The sequence below is a fragment of the Verrucomicrobiia bacterium genome, assembly GCA_036268055.1.
In the GTDB taxonomy this organism is placed as follows: Bacteria; Verrucomicrobiota; Verrucomicrobiia; order Limisphaerales; family Pedosphaeraceae; genus DATAUW01.
On record DATAUW010000034.1, the window covers coordinates 63600 to 81694 of the forward strand.

16 protein-coding genes are annotated in these 18095 nt (G+C 56.3%); 13 read left to right on the top strand and 3 right to left on the bottom strand.

Annotated elements, in window-relative coordinates; translation table 11 throughout:
* Positions 1-161 precede the first annotated feature (161 nt).
* The 11 genes from VH413_17765 (at position 162) to VH413_17815 (ending at position 13647) form a co-directional block, all read left to right on the top strand.
* Positions 162-1715 (top strand): methyl-accepting chemotaxis protein, encoded by a 1554-nt coding sequence (locus VH413_17765; GenBank protein HEX3800544.1) that lies wholly within the window; start codon positions 162-164, stop codon positions 1713-1715.
* A gap of 1 nt (position 1716) precedes the next feature.
* Complete coding sequence (locus tag VH413_17770) at positions 1717-2181, top strand: chemotaxis protein CheW (GenBank protein HEX3800545.1); 465 nt, start codon at positions 1717-1719, stop codon at positions 2179-2181.
* Positions 2178-3392 carry a CheR family methyltransferase gene (locus VH413_17775; GenBank protein ID HEX3800546.1) on the top strand — a complete coding sequence of 405 codons (1215 nt, stop codon included), beginning with the start codon at positions 2178-2180 and terminating at the stop codon, positions 3390-3392. The genes VH413_17770 and VH413_17775 overlap by 4 nt, the downstream gene beginning before the upstream one ends.
* 3 nt (positions 3393-3395) lie before the next feature.
* Entirely contained in the window at positions 3396-4121 is a 726-nt protein-coding gene (locus VH413_17780; protein ID HEX3800547.1) for a chemotaxis protein CheW, read from the top strand.
* Positions 4118-6358, top strand: a complete 2241-nt coding sequence (locus tag VH413_17785; protein HEX3800548.1) for a hybrid sensor histidine kinase/response regulator — start codon at positions 4118-4120, stop codon at positions 6356-6358. The genes VH413_17780 and VH413_17785 overlap by 4 nt, the downstream gene beginning before the upstream one ends.
* Positions 6355-7374, top strand: coding sequence for a chemotaxis response regulator protein-glutamate methylesterase (locus tag VH413_17790; GenBank protein ID HEX3800549.1), 1020 nt, complete (start codon positions 6355-6357; stop codon positions 7372-7374). The genes VH413_17785 and VH413_17790 overlap by 4 nt, the downstream gene beginning before the upstream one ends.
* A gap of 1 nt (position 7375) precedes the next feature.
* Complete coding sequence (locus VH413_17795) at positions 7376-9910, top strand: response regulator (protein ID HEX3800550.1); 2535 nt, start codon at positions 7376-7378, stop codon at positions 9908-9910.
* A 407-nt stretch (positions 9911-10317) separates the two neighbouring features.
* Complete coding sequence (locus VH413_17800) at positions 10318-11271, top strand: LD-carboxypeptidase (GenBank protein HEX3800551.1); 954 nt, start codon at positions 10318-10320, stop codon at positions 11269-11271.
* Between the two features lie 48 nt (positions 11272-11319).
* Positions 11320-12408 carry a 3-dehydroquinate synthase gene (gene aroB, locus VH413_17805; protein HEX3800552.1) on the top strand — a complete coding sequence of 363 codons (1089 nt, stop codon included), beginning with the start codon at positions 11320-11322 and terminating at the stop codon, positions 12406-12408.
* A 3-nt stretch (positions 12409-12411) separates the two neighbouring features.
* The gene (locus VH413_17810; GenBank protein HEX3800553.1) at positions 12412-13020 is read left to right on the top strand and encodes a hypothetical protein; all 609 of its coding nucleotides are present in this window, start codon (positions 12412-12414) and stop codon (positions 13018-13020) included.
* A 60-nt stretch (positions 13021-13080) separates the two neighbouring features.
* A complete protein-coding gene (locus tag VH413_17815; GenBank protein ID HEX3800554.1) occupies positions 13081-13647 on the top strand; it encodes an aminodeoxychorismate/anthranilate synthase component II in 567 nt (188 codons plus the stop codon).
* A 20-nt stretch (positions 13648-13667) separates the two neighbouring features.
* On the opposite strand, the gene infA is transcribed toward VH413_17815, so the two are convergent.
* The 3 genes from infA to VH413_17830 all read right to left on the bottom strand — a co-directional run bounded on the left by infA (position 13668) and on the right by VH413_17830 (position 14820).
* Positions 13668-13880 (bottom strand): translation initiation factor IF-1, encoded by a 213-nt coding sequence (infA, locus tag VH413_17820; protein HEX3800555.1) that lies wholly within the window; start codon positions 13878-13880, stop codon positions 13668-13670.
* 120 nt (positions 13881-14000) lie between these two features.
* Complete coding sequence (locus tag VH413_17825) at positions 14001-14351, bottom strand: RNA-binding protein (protein HEX3800556.1); 351 nt, start codon at positions 14349-14351, stop codon at positions 14001-14003.
* 22 nt (positions 14352-14373) lie between these two features.
* Positions 14374-14820 (bottom strand): hypothetical protein, encoded by a 447-nt coding sequence (locus VH413_17830; protein ID HEX3800557.1) that lies wholly within the window; start codon positions 14818-14820, stop codon positions 14374-14376.
* A gap of 244 nt (positions 14821-15064) precedes the next feature.
* Here VH413_17830 and lat point away from each other — a divergent pair, with 244 nt between their 5' ends.
* The gene (gene lat, locus VH413_17835) at positions 15065-16450 is read left to right on the top strand and encodes an L-lysine 6-transaminase (GenBank protein HEX3800558.1); all 1386 of its coding nucleotides are present in this window, start codon (positions 15065-15067) and stop codon (positions 16448-16450) included.
* Between the two features lie 9 nt (positions 16451-16459).
* The gene (locus tag VH413_17840) at positions 16460-18019 is read left to right on the top strand and encodes an aldehyde dehydrogenase family protein (protein ID HEX3800559.1); all 1560 of its coding nucleotides are present in this window, start codon (positions 16460-16462) and stop codon (positions 18017-18019) included.
* Positions 18020-18095: the final 76 nt, after the last annotated feature.

Here is an 18095-nt window from a genome sequence, read left to right on the forward strand (position 1 = left end):
TTTTCAACGAAAGCGAGGTTGATTTTTGTACGCCGTCGCAGATAGAACTCTCTTGTTTTTCCCCGCAAAAACGCCTATCTATTTGGTTGCTTGAAACTTAACCAACATGTTTCTGCGGGCCGCGCGTCCCGGGCCCACTTGGATTTTTGCCTTCACCCGCGATGAAAAAATTGACCATCTGGCGCCGTTTAAATGCCTCATTGGCCATTCTCATCATGCTCCTGCTCGTCGGCGCGGCCATCGCCTGGTGGGTCGAACGCCAGCGTTCTCAAGTCGTCGTCCTCAACGACCAGCTTGATACCGAAGCCGCCAAGGTGCTTTGGAAATTGGAAAAATTGAGTTACGTGCAGATGCGCCTGCTCCTCAATCCCAGCAGCGAGAACGACAAAAAAGCCGAAGAAGATACAAAACACGATCTGGCCGAAACGCTCAATGACATCCAGACCCAATTCGGCCAGTACAACGGTTTGCGCAATTCGTTGAGAACGATTCGCGAATTCGCCATCAAGCCACCGTCAACCAACCAGGACAATGAGCTTGACGTGGCCGAGGCCAGCCAACAGCACCGCGACCAGATATTGGCGGAGTTCGCCGAGCAGGTCGAACGCGCCAAGAGCGCGGAGAATGATGCCGCCGGGGAAATGTCCGCGCGCGCGTTTCTCGTGATGCTGGTGATCTTCATCGCGAGCGTCATCGCCATTTGGTATCAATCCGGCGTTGTCAGCAAACCGCTCGCGCAACTCGTCGCCGCGCTCGAACGCATGCGCGTCGGCGATTTCACCCATCGCCTCACCATCGAGCGCGAGGATGAATTCGGCATCATCGGCAAAGGCTTGAATCGTCTCGCAGAAGATCTTTCCGTCCTCGTCGGCCAGGTGCAACATTCCGGCATTCAGGTCAACACAACCGCCACGGAAATCGCCGCCACCGCCAAGCAGCAACAAAGCACCGCGACGGAAATCGCCGCGACCACGGCCGAGATCGGCGCGACTTCAAAACAAATTTCCGCCACATCGCTCGAACTGGTTAAGACCATGAACGAAGTCAGCGATGTCGCGCATGAAGCCACGCAAGTCGCCGGCAGCGGCCAGGCGGCTATCGCCAGCATGGAATCCACCATGCGCCATATCATGGATGCCTCCGGCTCCATCACCGGCAAGCTCGCCGTCCTCAACGAAAAAACCAGCAACATCAATTCCGTCGTCACCACCATCACGAAGGTGGCCGACCAGACAAATCTCCTTTCGCTCAATGCCGCCATTGAAGCGGAAAAGGCCGGCGAATATGGACTCGGTTTCGGCGTGGTCGCGATGGAGATTCGCCGCCTGGCCGATCAAACGGCCGTCGCCACTTACGACATCGAAAAAATGGTGAAGGAGATGCAGTCCGCCGTGACCGCCGGCGTGATGGGCATGGATAAATTTTCCGAGGAAGTCCGCCGCGGCGTGGAAGAGATCCGTCTCGTCAGCATCCAACTCGCGCGCATCATCGCGCAAGTGCAGGCGCTCACTCCGCGTTTTCAAACCGTCAACGAGGGCATGCAATCGCAAGCCACCGGCGCGCAACAGATCAGCGAGACGCTCACGCAACTCAGCGAAGCCGCGCACCAAACCGCCGAATCGCTTCGCCAGTCCAATCAATCCATCGAACAACTCAACGGCGCGGCGCGCGGTTTGCAGAGCAGCGTATCGCGCTTCAAGTTGGAGGAACGCTAAAGTGCTCTTCCTGATTTTCCAACTCGGCAATGACCGTTACGCGCTGGAGGCCAGCCACGTCGTCGAAGTCCTGCCGCTGGTCGAGATGAAAAAAATTCCCGGCGCGCCGCGCGGCATCGCGGGAGTTTTCAATTATCGCGGGCGGCCCGTTCCCGCGGTGGACCTCACCGAACTCACCCTCGGCCAGCCCGCGAGCGAACGCCTAAGCACGCGCATCATCATTATTCATCACCCCGACGACACCGGAAAATTCCGCCCGCTTGGCCTCATCGCCGAGCACGCCACGGAAATCATTCGCCGCGACAAAAAAGATTTTGTGGATACCGGCTTGAATCTTGGCACACCCGCTTACCTCGGTCCGGTGCTCATGGATAATCGCGGCGCAATCCATTGGGTGCGTGAGCAACGCCTGTTGCCGCAAAATGTCCGGAATGTTTTATTTTGTGAAACTGTCGAGCACACATGAGTGAGATCGCAGAATTGCTCCGGCAAAAGATCGGCCTGCATCAGGCGACCGTCGGTGCATCATTGATTGAACGCGCCGTCGAATCGCGCATGCGCGAACTCAAACTTTCGCAACCCGCCGACTATTTGCGATTGCTCCAAACGTCCTCCGACGAATGGCAGGCGCTGGTAGAATTGGTCGTCGTCACCGAAACCTGGTTCTTCCGCGACCGCGAACCGTTTCGCGCGCTCGTTCAGTTGATCCGCCGGGAATGGCTTCCCGCGCATCCCAACGGTCATCTGCGCGTGCTCAGCCTGCCCTGCTCCACCGGCGAAGAACCTTATTCCATCGCAATGGCGCTAATGGATGCCGCCATTCCGTCCACGCGTTTCCAGATTGACGCCTTTGACATCCGTCCCAACGCAATCGCTCATGCCCGGCAGGCGGAGTACAGCCGGAATTCTTTTCGCGGCAAAGACCTTGCCTTTCGCGCAGATCATTTTGCCGCCACTGAAAATGGACATTTGCTGAACGCCGCCATCCGCCGGCAGGTTCATTTCGAAATCGGCAATCTGCTGGATGAACAGTGCCTCGCGCAAGTCGGGGTCTATGATTATATTTTTTGCCGCAATCTTCTCATCTACTTCGATCGCGCCACCCAGGACAGGGTCATGCGCAAATTACATCGCCTGCTCACGCCCACCGGTGTCCTTTTCGTCGGCTCCGCCGAAGTCAATATTGCCATTCACGCCGGTTTCACTTCGGCCCAGATGCCTTTGAGTTTCGCCTGCCGCAAAGTTCCCGGCGAAAATATTCCCATTGCCGCGCGCAACGGCGTCGCTGCCAAGTCTCCAAAAAACTTTACCGATAATCCCGCCGCTCCGCCGAATGCGCTAACGGTACGCGAAGTGTCCGCCGCTGATCTCGCGAAAGCGCGCCAGCTTGCCGACGGAGGCAGCCTCGCTGAAGCCGCAACCATCTGCGAAAAGTTTCTCCGTCGTTACGGTGCTTCCGCCGAGGCTTATTATTTACTCGGCCTGGTTCGCGGAGCCACCGGGGCGGAGGCCGAGGCCGCCGAATTTTATCGCAAGGCACTTTATCTCGATCCCGGCCATTACGAAACCCTCGTCCAATGGGCCACGTTGCTGGAAAAAAATGGCGATGCCGCGCAGGCGCGCATTCTCCATCAGCGTGCCGAGCGCTTGAAAAAGTCCGATGTGAAAACCGCATAACCCGTGGAACCACGCGAATCCAATTCACCTTCGCCTGCGGCCCAAGCTTCGCCGCCGAACACGGTTGCACCTGCGGGCACGCCCGAGGCTGCCGACTGCTGGAACAAAATCGGCGTCGCGGGCGACAGCTCTTGCGAGCATTTGCCGGGCGTGGGCCATTGCCGCAACTGCGCCGTTTATGCGGGCGCGGGCGCGCAACTGCTCGACCGCGAACTCCCCGCCAATTATCGCCGCGAGTGGACCGAACATGTTTCACGCGAAAAAATTCATTCCACGCCCGGCAAAAATTCGGTGGTCATTTTCCGTGTCGGGCACGAATGGCTGGCGTTGCCGACGCGAAATTTTCAGGAAGTCGCCGAACGCCGTCGCGTTCATTCTCTGCCTCATCGCCGCCACGGAATCGTGCTCGGACTCATCAATGTCCGCGGCGAATTGTTGCTTTGCGTTGCACTGGGACGCCTTCTCGGCATCGAACGAACGAATGAAAAAATTCATTCCATCCAGCACCGGCTCGTCATCGCCGAATGGCAGGGAACCATTCTCACGTTTCCCGTTGATGAAATCCACGGCATCCATCGCTATCACGCCGAGGAATTAAAGCCGCCGCCCGTCATGGTCGCCCGCGCAAATCCCGGTTTCGCCACCGGCCTCCTCGCGTGGCGGGATAAATGGGTCGGCTGCCTTGATGCCGAATTATTATTCTCCACCCTCAACCGGAGCCTCGCGTGAAACCCGCTGAGCCCACCGATACAAGTTTGCTTTCGCTCACCGACTTGTTTCGGATGGAGACGGAAAATCAGACGGCCATCATCACCGCCAACCTGCTCGAACTCGAGCGCGGTCCCGGTTCGCCGCAGCAACTCGAAGCCTTGATGCGCGCCGCCCATTCGCTAAAGGGCGCCGCGCGCATTGTCCATCAGCAGGCGGCCGTGAGCGTCGCGCACGCGCTTGAGGATTGTTTCGTCGCCGCCCAGCACGGCCAGATGCGCATCGGCCAGGAACACATTGACGTGCTTTTTCAAGGCGTTGATTTGCTGCTCTACATTGCCAAACAATCTGGCGAAGACATCTCTGCTGAAGAAAATCGTCACGCGGCCCGTGCCCGCCATTTTCTCGCCATCCTCGCCGACATCACCGCGGGAAATGCCGTCACCAGTTCCCAACCTGCACCACTCGCGCCGGTTCTCAGCCAGGCGCTCGCGACTACTAACAGCACGCCGGATCGTGTGCTGCGTCTCACCGCGCAAAACTTGAATCGTCTGCTCGGCCTCGCCGGCGAATCGCTCGTCGAATCCCGCTGGCTTCATCCGTTTGCGGATTCGCTGCAACGCCTCAAGCGGATCCAGGGCGAATTGCGGAGCGCGCTCGACGGTTTGTCCGATGCCATTGCCAAACAGGGCTTGCCTGAAAGCGTGGTGGATCAACTCCATGAAGCCATCAAGAAGGCGGGCGAATGCCGGCAATTTCTATCCGACCGCGTGGCCGACCTCGAAATGTTCGACCGCCGCTCGGCCAATCTTTCGCATCGCCTGTATCGCGAAGTTTTGCAATGCCGCATGCGCCCGTTTGGCGATGGCATCCGCCGCTTCCCGCGCATGGTTCGCGATCTCGCGCGGCAGCTTGGCAAACAAGTGCGCCTGGAAATCCACGGCGAACACACGCAGGTGGACCGCGACATTCTCGAAAAACTCGAAGCCCCGCTTGGCCATCTTTTGCGCAACGCCGTTGATCACGGTTGTGAAACGCCGGAGGAACGCCTTCGCCTCGGCAAGTCCGTCGAATGCATCATCCGCCTCGAAGCGCGCCACAGCGCCGGCATGTTGCTCATCATTGTCGCGGACGACGGCGCGGGCATTCAACCGGAACAGCTTCGCGCTAACATTCTTCAAAAGCACCTCACCACACCGATCATTGCCGACAAATTGACCGAGCCGGAGTTGCTTGAATTTCTCCTGCTTCCCGGCTTCACCATGCGCGATACTGTCACCGAGATTTCCGGGCGCGGGGTCGGCCTCGATGTCGTGCAAAATATGGTCAAGAGCGTCCGCGGAAATATCCGCATGAACGCGCAACCCGGCAAAGGCATGCGCTTTCAACTGCATCTGCCGCTCACGCTTTCCGTCTTGCGCACGTTGCTGGTCGAAATTGCCAGCGAGCCCTACGCCATTCCGCTTTCGCAAATCAGCCGCACGCTCAAGCTGACCCGCGATAAAATTTCCACGCTCGAAGGCCGCGCCTATTTCGCCGCCGGCGATCAACAGATCGGATTGCTCACGGCCCATCAGGTGCTCGATTGCGGCGAGCCGGACACTCACGACGAATTTATTCCTGTGGTCGTGCTTGGTGATCGCAACACGCGCTACGGCCTGGTCGTGGATCGTTTCCTCGGCGAACGCGAACTCGTCGTGCAAGCGCTCGACTCGCGGCTCGGTAAAGTCAAAAACATCAGTTCCGGTGCGCTGATGGAAGATGGTTCACCTGTGCTGATCGTGGACGTCGAGGACATGGTGCATTCGATTGAGAAACTCATTTCCGACGGACGCCTCAATCAAGTCAGCCGCGGAACCACGCCCGTCATTGAGCCACAAAACAAGCGCGTCCTTATCGTGGATGACTCGCTTACCGTCCGCGAATTGGAACGCAAATTACTGATCGCGCATGGTTACATCGCCGAGGTGGCCGTGGACGGCATGGATGGGTGGAATGCCGTTCGCACCGGTGACTACGATCTCGTCATCACCGACGTGGACATGCCGCGCATGGATGGAATCGAACTCGCCTCGCTCATCAAAAAAGATTCCGACTTGAAATCCACGCCCGTGATGATCGTTTCCTACAAGGACCGCGAGGAAGATCGTTTGCGCGGACTCGAGGCGGGCGCGGATTATTATTTGACCAAGGGCAATTTTCACGACGAAGCGCTGCTGCGCGCCGTGGTGGATTTGATCGGCGAGGCCGGCGCATGAGGATCGCCATCGTCAACGACCTGGTCATCGCCGTCGAAGCGATGCGCCGTGTTTTATTGCAAGCGCCGGAACATGAACTCGCATGGATCGCGCGGGACGGCGCCGAAGCCGTGGAACTTTGCGCGCAGGACACTCCCGATCTCATCCTCATGGATTTGATCATGCCGAAACTCGACGGCGTGGAAGCGACGCGGCGCATCATGTCGGAAAATCCCTGCGCCATCGTCGTCGTCACCGCCGACGTCAGCCATCATACTTCTAAAGTTTTTGAAGCGATGGGTGCGGGCGCTTTGGATGCCGTAAACACGCCCACGCTCGAAGACCCGCGCAGTCCGGGCGGCGCGAATCCACTGCTTGGAAAAATCCAAACCATTCGCCGCCTGCTTGGCGCAGATCAAAAACGTGTCGGTGAACCGCGCCTCGCTGAAGCCGCGCATCCGGCTCATCGTCCCCATCTCATCGCCATCGGCGCATCCGCCGGCGGCCCGGCCGCACTCGCGCAAGTATTGTCGGAGCTTCCAAAAAATTTCCCGGCAGCCATCCTGATTGTGCAGCATGTGGATTCTCAATTCATGGACGGCCTCGCGCACTGGCTGGCGCAACAAACTAAATTGCCTGTTCGCCTCGCCGCCGAAGGCGAACATCCGCGCGCCGGGACGGTGTTGCTCGCGGGCAAAGAAAATCATTTTGTTTTCGTGACTTCAACCAAATTGGGTTACGTCACCGAACCGCTTGATTCCGCTTACCGCCCTTCGATTGATGTTTTTTTCAAAAGCATCCGCCAATTCTGGCGCGGCGATGTGATTGGAATTTTACTCACCGGTATGGGCCGGGACGGCGCGGAAGGATTGAAGGCGCTGCACGACGCCGGGCATCACACGATTGTTCAAGATCAGGCCACGTGCGCGGTCTTCGGCATGCCCAAGGTGGCGATTGAATTGAAAGGCGCGACTGAAGTTTTGCCGCTTCACAAAATCGGCGCGCGCCTTAATATCCTGTTGGATCAAAAACATTGAGATGAGCGACCCGGCCACAAATCATTCACCCGCCCCCGACGCCAAGCCGCCCTTTCGTCTGCCGGATTATCATGTGATGGTGCTGCTCGTGGACGATCAGGCGATGGTCTGCGAAGCCATCCGCCGCAGCCTCGCTTCGCAGCGCGACATTGATTTTCATTATTGCGCGAATGCACGGGAAGCCATCCTCGTCGCCAACCAGATCAAGCCGACGGTTATTCTTCAGGACCTGGTGATGCCGGAGATTGATGGACTCACGCTCGTCAATCAGTTTCGCGCGAATCCCGGCACGAAGGACACGCCCATCATCGTGCTTTCGACCAACGAAAATCCCGCGGTAAAAGGCCAAGCCTTCGCCGCCGGGGCGAATGATTATCTGGTCAAGCTTCCCGACAAGGTCGAATTGATCGCGCGCCTGCGTTATCACTCGAAAGCTTATCTGAACCAGTTGCAGCGCGACGAAGCGTATCGCGCCTTACGCGAAAGCCAGCAGCAACTCGTCGAGAACAACGAAACCTTGCTCGCGCTCAATCAAAAACTTGAAGACGCCACCATCGCGAAATCCGAATTTCTCGCGAACATGAGCCATGAAATTCGCACGCCCATGAACGGCGTGATCGGCATGACCGCGCTGTTGCTGGACACTGAACTGGCCGATGAGCAGCGCGAATATGTCGAGGCCACGCGCAGCAGCGCGGACGCGATGCTCACGATCATCAACGACATTCTCGATTTTTCCAAAATCGAATCGGGCAAGCTCGAACTCGAAAGCCATCCCTTCGAGCTTCACACTTGCATTGAGGAAGCGCTGGACTTGCTCGCGCCCAAGGCTGCCGAAAAAAATCTCGACCTCGCGTATTCCGTCGAGGATTCCATTCCCAAAATTCTGGTCAGCGACGTCACGCGCCTTCGCCAGATTCTTGTGAACCTCATCGGCAACGCTGTGAAGTTCACCCACAGCGGTGAAGTCGTTATCAATGTCAAAACTGCCGGCCGCGCCGAGCGCCGTCCCGAACCGGGCCATGAGAAGGATACGGATTTTCTCCGCCACCCCGAGGAATGGCTGTTGCATTTTTCCGTGCGGGATACCGGCATGGGCATTCCCGTGGACAAACAGCATCGCCTCTTCAAATCTTTTCAACAGGTGGACGCCTCCACCACTCGCCATTACGGTGGCACTGGTCTTGGCCTTGCCATCTGCAAACGCCTCAGCGAATTGATGGGCGGCAAGGTTTGGGTCGAGAGCGATTCCGGCAAAGGCGCAACTTTTCATTTCACCATCGCCGCGAAAGCCGCCTTGGCCGCGTTGCCACCGCCGTGGCAAAGTTTCCAACCGCAACTCGCCGGCAAACGTCTGCTCATCGTCGAAGACAATGCCACTAATGGCGGGATCATCGCCCATCGTGCGCAGCAATGGGGCATCATTCCTGAGATTGTTACTGAAGCCGCCACCGCGCTTGATCGTATTCGCGAAAACACTTTCGACGCCGCCATCCTCGATCTGCAACTGCCCGGCAATGACGGCCTGACGCTCGCGACGGAAATTCGCGCCCTGCCGCATGGGAAACTTTTGCCCCTGCTGCTGCTGTCGTCCGTGCGTTTGCGAAGTGACGATCAACGTCCCGCCGCCGTGGGGATTTCCGTTTTCGTTCACAAGCCGGTGCGCCCCACGCAACTGCTCGATGCCCTGTATCGCGCCATGAGCATCCAGCTTCAGCGCGAAAAACGTGCGCCCGTTTCGCCTTCGCTCGACGGCACTTTGGCTTCGCGTTTTCCGCTGCGGCTGCTTTTGGCGGACGACAATATTATCAATCAAAAAGTCGGCACGAGTGTTTTGCAAAAATTAGGTTACCGCGCTGACCTCGCCAACAACGGCCTTGAAGTTCTCGCCGCGCTCGAGCAGAAAGCCTACGACATCGTGCTCATGGACGTGCAGATGCCCGAGATGGATGGCATCGAAGCCACGCGCGCCATCGCCCAGCGCTGGCCGGAGCCGAAGCGTCCGCGCATCATCGCCATGACCGGCAACGCCCTGCTCGGCGACCGCGAAAAATGCCTGGAAGCGGGCATGGATGATTATATTTCCAAGCCGGTGCGCATCGGCGAATTGCAAGCCGCGCTCGAACGCTGGGGCGCGCGCCTCGCCAATCGGTCCGACACGATTTTTCTCATCCAGGAAGGCATCACTGGAGATGTTCTCGACCGATCGCTCATCGAGGAGCTTCGCACCATGCCCGCCGATGGCACGTCCATGTTGAAGGAATTGATTGACCTGTTTCTCGACAGCGCGCCGCAACGCATCGCGCAGATCAAAGAATTTCTCGATGACCCGCCGAAGCTGGCCTTTCACGCACACGCGCTCAAAAGCATGAGCCTGAACCTGGGCGCGAACCGCATCGCGGAACTTTGCCAGAAGCTTGAAGAAATCGCGCGCTCGAGCGATGACAAAAGCGCCCCGCGCGTGGCGGATGAACTCGACCGCACTTATGCCAAAACGCAGGCCGAACTGATTCCCCTGCGCGCGCAGGAAAAATAATTTTGCCGCGCGAAAATATTTTGTTTAAGACGAACGCATTCGAATCTCCTATGACCTTTTTCGAAATCGAATAAAGGTTCCGAAAAGTGGCGCTTGTCGGAATTACTTTCAAAAGTAGGTTAAGATTACTTTTCATTTATATATTTCATTCGACAATCGGTTTGCTTCTTATTAGAACCCAGTATGGCAAATGCGCGACTTCATTTGCCATACTGGTTTTATTTTCCATTTCTGAACCATCTGAGTGCGGGTGAAGTCTTTTTGACTGGAAAAATGCAAGCTCGTTTCACTGGAATAACAAGTCTTCTTAATATTTGCCGAAGAATTTAAATCATCGCCCGGCTTTTCACCTTCTCCACCGTTGACCGATTGAAGTGCGCCGTGCATTCTCGCCCGCAGATTAATTTATGCCGACTTTGCCCAACCGAATGCACCCTGGTGATACCTTCGGACTCATCGCCCCCGCCAGTCCCCCGCCGGATCCGAACACCGTGGATCATGCCGTCGCCGCGTTGGAAAAAATGGGCTTCGCCGTGAAGCTTGGCCGTCATACGCGCAAGCGCTGGGGCTTTCTCGCGGGCCAGGATCGTGAACGCGCCGGCGATGTCATGCGCATGTTCGCAGACAAAAAAATTCACGGCATCATTTGTCTGCGCGGCGGATACGGCGCCGGTCGCGTCCTCCCGCTTTTGGATTATTCCGCGATTCGCGCGAGCCCAAAAATCTTTGTCGGCTACAGCGACATCACCTCGTTCCATTGCGCCCTGCTTAAAAAATCCAACCTGCTCACTTTCCACGGTCCGACGGTCGCCGCCGCTTTCACGGAATCAAATTACCCGGAATTTTCCCGTCAGAGCTGGCTGAAAATTCTGACTCAACCCGTCGCCGCCGGTTCCTTGTGCGCCGGATACGATAAGAAAACCGTCGAGGTCGTCAGGAGTGGCCGCGTGGCCGGGGAACTCATCGGCGGAAATCTTTCGGTCCTGATGACGACTCTCGCGACGCCATATCAACCTTCGTTTCGCGGCAAAATTCTCTTCATCGAAGACGTTGGCGAAAAGCCTTATCAAATGGATCGAATGCTCACGCATCTCGCGAACGCCGGATTGCTGCAACAAGTCACCGGTGTCGCCGTCGGCACCTGCGACGATTGCGGCGACCCGCGTGCCAAATCCGGCGGCGAATTTCGCCAAACAGTTGAGGATGTTTTCCGCGAGCGCCTGCGTCCGCTTAAAATTCCCGTTGTCATCGGCTTGCCGTTCGGCCACGTCCCACACAACGCTACCATTCCCGTTGGCGGGCGGGCCTTGCTCGATGCCACAAATGGCGATCTCGTCATCACCCACCCGTCCGTGCGCTGATGATTCTATTTGATTGCGACCGCCGTCTTCACCCCTTTAAATCATCGCATGCGCAAAGTGAATGTTCCATTGGCCGCCCGCAGTTATGATATAAAAATTGGCGGCGGTCTGCTCGCGCGGCTGGGTTCCGAATGCGCCGCGTTCGAATTAGGTCGTCGGTGTGCGATCATCTCCGATGCGCATGTCGCGCCGCTCTACGCCAAAGCCGCTGAAAGTTCACTCACCCGCGCTGGCTTTGAAGTCGTGACCATCACCGTGCCCGCCGGCGAAACTGCCAAGAGCATCAAGACCGTTGAATATTGCTACGACCAATTTGCAAAGCATCGGCTGGAACGCAAATCATTCGTTGTAACTTTAGGCGGCGGCGTCGTCGGTGACCTCGGAGGATTTGTGGCGGCGACTTATTTGCGCGGCATCGCGTTCGTTCAGGTGCCGACGACGCTGCTTTCGCAAGTGGACAGTTCAGTTGGTGGCAAGGTTGGCGTGAATCTCAAGGCGGGAAAAAATCTTGTCGGCGCTTTTCATCAACCGCGCCTCGTGCTCTGCGATCTGGATACGTTGAAAACTTTGCCTGAGCGCGAATACCGCAGCGGACTCGCCGAGGTCATCAAATACGGCATCATCAGCGACGCAAAATTTTTCCTCCAACTCGAACGGGACATGCCTCGCCTGCTCAAACGCGATCCTTCCACGCTCGCACGCGTCGTTGCGCGTTGCTGCGAGATCAAGGCTTACGTCGTCGGCGAGGACGAAACCGAAACCGGTCTTCGCGCCATCCTCAACTTTGGCCACACCATCGGCCACGCCATCGAAGCGATTTCCGGCTATGGAAAATATCTGCACGGCGAGGCCATTACGATTGGCCAGATCGCCGCCGCAAAATTATCCCAGCGCCAGCTCAGCCTGCCGAATGCCGATGTCCAACGCATCGCCTCTCTTTTCAAAAACGCCGGCCTGCCCACCCAATACCAACCGACTCGCACGCAACTCACTCGTCTCGGCAACGCCATGAAGCTCGACAAAAAAGTCAGCGCGGGCGAAGTGAAATTCGTTCTGGCAAAAAATATTGGCGAAGTCGAATTCGGCCACAAAGTGCCCATCGCCTTGATCGAGGAAATTTTAAATTCAAAGGATTGAGCCATGTCTGCCGTCAGCGAAACCATTGTCCGCGAGTTTTTCGAGTTGAACGGTTTCCTCGTCCGGCAGCAGCGCAAATATATCGCGCCGCAGCGGCGGGAGGATGACGAGATTGATTTCTTTGTGCTCAATCCCCAACCGCGCGACCGCGAAGTGCCGCTGCCTTTTATTTTGGCCACCCAGGATTTGCCCGGGGTCGAACGAGCCGTGGTGGTCGTTAAAGGCTGGCACACGGAAACCTTCAGCCCCGCCGTGCTTGCCAACGCTCCCGAAATTTTTCGCTTCGTTGAACCCGGCTCGTTCAAGCGCGCCGCGGAAAGTTTTGGCGATGACGGTTCGCTCACGAAAATTTTGATCGTACCCGCGTTGCCGCAGGGCGAAGAGGCGCGCGCGCAAAGCATTGAACTCCTCCGCGCCAAGGGCATTGACGCCATCATTCTCTTTCACACCATCCTCGGTGATTTGATTCAGCAGACCGAATCAAACCGCAATTATCAAAAATCGGATTTGCTGCAAACCATTCGTGTCCTGAAAAATTATGATTTTTTCCGGGAACCGCAAATGGAACTCTTCAAACCGCGCCGGACTCGCAAAGCAAAAAAATCCGCCTGATGCCTTTGGCCGATTTCTGGTTTCCAAATCGCAAAAGTTGAATTACCATGTGTGCCATATATGGTGCTGGTGATTGATAACTACGATTCGTTTACCTACAACCTCGTGCAGTATCTCGGCGAGATGCAGGTGGAATTGCAGGTGCATCGCAACGACCAGATTTCGCTCGACCAAATCAGCGACCTCAAGCCCGAACGCATTTTGATTTCGCCCGGCCCCTGTTCTCCGCGCGAATCGGGGCTTTCAAACGAGATCATCCGCACGTTCGGTCCGAAGATCCCCTTGTTCGGCGTATGCCTTGGCCATCAATGCATCGGCCACACTTTCGGCGGCGAAGTCATCGTGAATTACCGGATGATGCACGGCAAAACGTCTCCCATTCGTCATAACGGGCAGGACCTTTTTGAAGGCATGGAAAATCCCTTTGCCGCAACGCGGTATCACTCCCTGGTCATCAAAAAAGACACCATGCCCGATTGCCTGGAAGTCACTGCGGAAACGGACGAAGGCGAAATCATGGGCGTGCGGCACAAACAGCATCCCATTTGGGGTGTGCAGTTTCACCCCGAAAGTATTTTGACGGAGAACGGGCGGACGATCCTGAAAAACTTCCTGAAACTTGGCTGATCCGCTCAACCTTCGCCGGCTTATTGCAGCCGGTAAACGATCCGCGCCTTGTCCAAATCGTACGGGGACATTTCCATGCGCACCCGGTCACCGACCGTCAAGCGAATGAAGCGTTTGCGCATCTTGCCGGAGATGTGCGCGAGCACCTGATGTTTATTGGTCAGTTCGACGCGAAACATCGTGCCGGCGAGCACCGCCAAAATTCTTCCTTCAATCTCGATAGGTTCTTCCATAAGGCCTTTCTTTCCCTGCCGATGAGTGAAGGTTTCAGGGTCGAAGGACAGGCTTCGAAACGAAACAAAAAAAGTGTGGGACTCCGCGAGGAATCCCACACTGCGAAATCAATTCAATGATTAACGGCTGTATTCGCGGCGACCGCCACGATCTCCACCGCCGCTGCCGCCGCGTCCACCACCGTAACCGCCGCCGCCACCGCCGGAGCGGGGAGCGCGTTCTTCACGGGGACGGGCTTCATTGACCGTGAGGTCGCGGCCGTCAACATTCTTGCCATTCAAGGCTTCGACTGCTGCGTCGGCTGCTTCCTTGGTTTCCATGGTGACAAAGCCGAAGCCGCGGGGGCGGCCACTGAATTTGTCCATGATCAAGTCCACGCTGGTCACCGGACCGTGCGCGGAGAAGAGGTCTTGCAACTGATTTTCGGTTGTGTTGTAGGAAAGATTTCCAACATACAATTTAGTGCTCATGATGATATGACTGACTTTACTTTTAGACTGACTGCTTCTTCCCAGACCGTTCCCGACCATCGGGTTTCAAATCATCACTGAAAACACTTTCAACTGAAGATTTTCCTAGCCTCGAAATACACGAGTTATCTATCTGCGGAGGCACAATACACTGAAAACCTCCAATAGCAAACGGTTTTTTAATCTGGCTTTCGCAATTTGCGAATATTCGGAAGGCAAAGGTTAAGGCTTTTGGGTAGTTTTTCCCTTTATAACCGCTAATTTGACGGTCCCCATCGATTCTCATCCGGCATTCAGGAAAGCGTAAATCTCGACCATTTCTTTGTATGCGACGGTGGGATTTTCGTCCAAAAAATTTCACAATCTCACGCACGGTTGGTAAAATATAATTATCGTAGCGGTGGAACGCGATGTCACTTTTTTCCGCCGGACACATGATTAGATCCTCCCATCGCTGATCAAATTTCATAAAAATTGTCGCGCGATGCGCCGATCTTCAAATAAAAACTTCGGCGCGGCCAAAACAACATTACACAATAATGAATTGAATTTCCCAACACCGATAATTCACAGACGAGTTACTCGTCAGGCTAGGCGTCGTGTTTTGAATTACAAAACGAATTCGTTGCGCGCCCCATTTTTCTTGTATCCACAATATAGTTAAATTACCTTCAATTAGCAGTTGAATTTCTCAGTTACTGAGTAACTCGTTTATGTCGAAGATTGCCCGTATCCGCCCGAAGAAAACCACCGCAAATAAAACTGCGGCGAAGAAATTGCCCGCCGCCATTGCGCCCGGCGAGGTCATTGCCGAACTGCAAAAGCATATCCTGGTGGATGGTTTCAAGCTCGTGGTTGATATCAAAAAGAGCCGCGGTTCAATCCTCGTGGATCAGCCGAGTGGCCGCGAAATCATAGATCTTTATAGTTTCTATGCCTCGATGCCCGTTGGTTATAACCATCCTTACTTTAAACGACCTGAAGTAGAAGCCGACCTTCTCGCCGCAGCCAAGATCAAGGTAGCCAGCGCGGATGTTTACTCGGTTCCCTTTGCCACATTTGTGGATACCTTCGCGCGCGTGGTGGGAATACCGGCGCTCAGCCGTTATTTTTTCATCGAAGGCGGTTCGTTGGCGGTCGAAAATGCGCTCAAGGCGGCGATGGATTGGAAAGTGCGCAAGAACATCGCCGCCGGTCGCGGCGAACGCGGGACGGAAATCCTCCATTTTGAAAAGGCGTTCCACGGACGTAGCGGTTACACGATGAGCCTCACGAATACCGATCCGCGCAAGATTCAGTATTTCGCCAAGTTCCCCTGGCCGCGCGTTCCGGCGCCGAGCATTGATTTCTCTTTGCCGATTAGTGAACGCAATAAAGATGTCGCGGCTCGTGAGAAGCAGGTTGAGAAACAAATTCGCGAACTCATCGCTAAAAAAGGCGCGGATATTGCCGCTATCATCATCGAGCCCATCCAGGGCGAAGGCGGCGATAATCATTTTCGCGGTGAATGGCTGCATACCCTTCGCCGCATTTGCGATGAAAACGAAATGTTGCTCATCTTTGATGAAGTCCAAACCGGCATGGGCTTGACCGGCAGGAATTGGTGCTGCCAGCATTTTGATCTCGCGCCTGATTTGGTTGCGTTTGGAAAAAAGGCGCAGGTCTGCGGCGTGATGGCCGGGCCGCGTCTCGACGAAGTGAAGGACAATGTCTTTCGCCTGCCGAGCCGCATCAATTCGACCTGGGGCGGCAACTTCACCGACTTTGTCCGCTCGACTCATTATCTGCGCATCATCGAGCAGGAGAAACTCGTGGATCATGCGCGGCGGCAGGGCGAGAAATTTCTTGCCGCGCTGCAAAAACTTTCACGTCGCCATTCTGTCATCACCGCCGTGCGTGGACGCGGACTGCTGCTGGCGTTCGATTTGCCGGATGCCGCGCGGCGCGATGCTTTTTGGAAGGGCGCTTACGAACTCGGCCTGCTGGTCGTGCGCTGTGGCGAGCGTTCCATCCGCCTGCGTCCCGTGCTTGATGTGAAGGACGATGCCATCGAAGCCGCGTTGCGCATCATGGACATCGCGTGCAGAAAAGTTGCATAATCTTTCGCCATGCCAAAATCTCCCGCCAAATCAAAACCAGTTTCCTCTACGGCTGCGTTGCTGAAAAAATTGGGGCTCAAGCCGACGAACCCCGGTGTCTTCTGTGGCGAATGGATTGGCAGCGGCGCCATCATTGAAAGTGTTTCGCCGGTTGACGGCAAAGTTCTCGCGAAAATTCGGCAAGCCACGCCCGCCGAATACGATCTTTGCGTTCAACGCGCGTCGTCCGCGTTTCAAAAATGGCAGATCATTCCTGCGCCCAAGCGCGGCGAAATCATCCGCCAACTCGGCAATGCCTTGCGCGATTCCAAACGCGACCTCGGCCGGCTCGTCACGCTGGAGGCCGGCAAGATTCCCGCCGAAGGCGAAGGCGAAGTGCAGGAGATGATTGATATTTGCGATTTCGCGGTCGGCCTTTCGCGCCAGCTTTATGGGCTCAGCATCGCCAGCGAGCGTCCGCAGCATCGCATGATGGAGCAGTGGCATCCGCTCGGCGTGGTGGGTGTCATCACGGCTTTCAATTTTCCCGTCGCCGTGTGGGCGTGGAACGCCGCGCTCGCTGCTGTTTGTGGCAATGCGACGCTTTGGAAACCGTCTGAACAAACTCCACTGACGGCCATCGCCACCACGCTCATTGCCGAACGCGTTTGCCGCGCCAATGGAATTGATCCTGCCATCTTTTCTCTCGTAAGCGGTGATGGTATTAATATTGGCGCGAAGCTCATTCACGATCGCCGCATCCCGCTCGTCTCGGCAACGGGCTCGACTCGCATGGGGCGAATCGTGGCGGAAGCGGTTGGACGCCGGCTCGGACGCAGTTTGCTCGAACTCGGAGGCAACAATGCCATCGTCGTTGCGCCCAGCGCGAGCCTTGACCTCGCCGTTCGCGCGATTGTTTTCGGCGCGGTGGGCACGGCCGGGCAGCGTTGCACTTCCACGCGGCGCGTTTTTGCACACAAATCCATTTTTGAAAAATTGACTGAACAACTGACGGCGGCTTATCGCCAGGTGCCGATTGGCAGCCCGCTCGCTGACGACACATTGATGGGCCCGCTTATCAGTGTCCAGGCCGTCGCGCAGATGCAACAGGCCATCACCGAACTCAAGCGCGAAGGTGGAAAAATTTTGTATGGCGGCGAGCCGTTGCGCGGGACGGCGTTTCCGGGTGGACGCTACGTTCGTCCGTGCATCGCCATCGCCGAAGCTCATTTCAAAATCGTGCAGGAGGAAACCTTTGCGCCCATTCTCTATTTGATTCCGTACGAAAATCTGGACGAAGCCATCGCCGCGCACAATGCCGTGCCGCAAGGGCTTAGTTCCGCGATTTTCACCAATGAACTTCGCGAAGCCGAACGCTTTCTCGCCGCGACGGGAAGTGATTGCGGCATCGCCAATGTGAACATCGGCACCAGCGGCGCGGAAATCGGCGGCGCATTCGGCGGCGAAAAAGATACCGGCGGCGGACGTGAAAGCGGCAGCGACAGTTGGAAGAATTATATGCGCCGCCAAACGGTGACCATTAATTACTCAGCCGAGTTGCCGTTGGCGCAAGGCATTCAATTCGGCTGACGCCCGGCAGCGCGCAAACATTGTGGCACGATGCCAAATTTAATATTTCGGAAACTGTGATAGATTAAACCTAACC